Below are 854 nucleotides of genomic sequence, written 5' to 3'. Positions count from 1 at the left end.
TATAATAAAAACTAAATTTCATTTCTTTTGGTTTTTATTATATAATTATAATGTATAATAATAACTTATTTTTGTATTAAAAATAAAATTTTTATAAGGAATCTTTTATGCATAATCCGAATTCGGCTATAGAAAGAGTAAAAAATCATCTTGCTTACAAACTAGGTCAAGCTATGATTGATTTTACAAATAGTAGTAGTGGGGGGGGGTATATAGCATTATTTAAAAAACTTTATAAAATTAAAAAACAACACAAAAAAGAACAAAAAATTTATCAACAAACCATACAAGTTTTTCCTCAACTCAAATATCCAAGTTTAGAAGCATGTAGTGATTATGAGCAAGCTTTAAGATTTAAATTTCATTTGTCTTATATGCTAGGTGAAGTTTTAATCAAAGCTTATCAAACTTGGTATACAGGGGGTGGATTTAAATTAAAAAATAATATTAAAAAAGCAAATAAAGAATTTCAAATTTTTAGAGAAATTTTTAAAGAATTTGATCAGATTAACTCTAGTATCCTTGAAGGTTTGATAGATAATAAACAATTATTTTTAAAAGAATTTTCAAGAATAAAAAATATATTAAAAATTCATCAAGATTATAAAGCAATATTAGATAATATCTTTCACAATTTTAATTATTTTATACAAAATTTCGATCTTATAGAAGAATGGTTATTATCAGATGATTTCAAAGAAAGATACAAAAAAGAAAACCATCCTTATCCTTCATTACTTGATCCTAAGAAATTAAATGATAAGAATGAAAAAATCAATTATCATAATATACCAGCTGAACTTGCTTGGGAGATGAATTTGCCTTTACCAGATAACTATGAGTTTGTGTGGCTT

At 23.4% G+C, this 854-nt stretch carries 1 pseudogene; it reads left to right on the top strand.

The features are described from left to right. Window positions 1-107: 107 nt before the first annotated feature. Window positions 108-854, top strand: a pseudogene (locus FBE93_RS08200) (sugar transferase); the annotation flags it as partial.

The sequence above is a fragment of the Campylobacter sp. CFSAN093229 genome (genome assembly GCF_011068225.1).
Lineage (GTDB): Bacteria > Campylobacterota > Campylobacteria > Campylobacterales > Campylobacteraceae > Campylobacter_D > Campylobacter_D jejuni.
The sequence above is the reverse complement of the archived record's forward strand: the minus strand, read 5'-3'. Positions and strand labels throughout refer to the sequence as shown.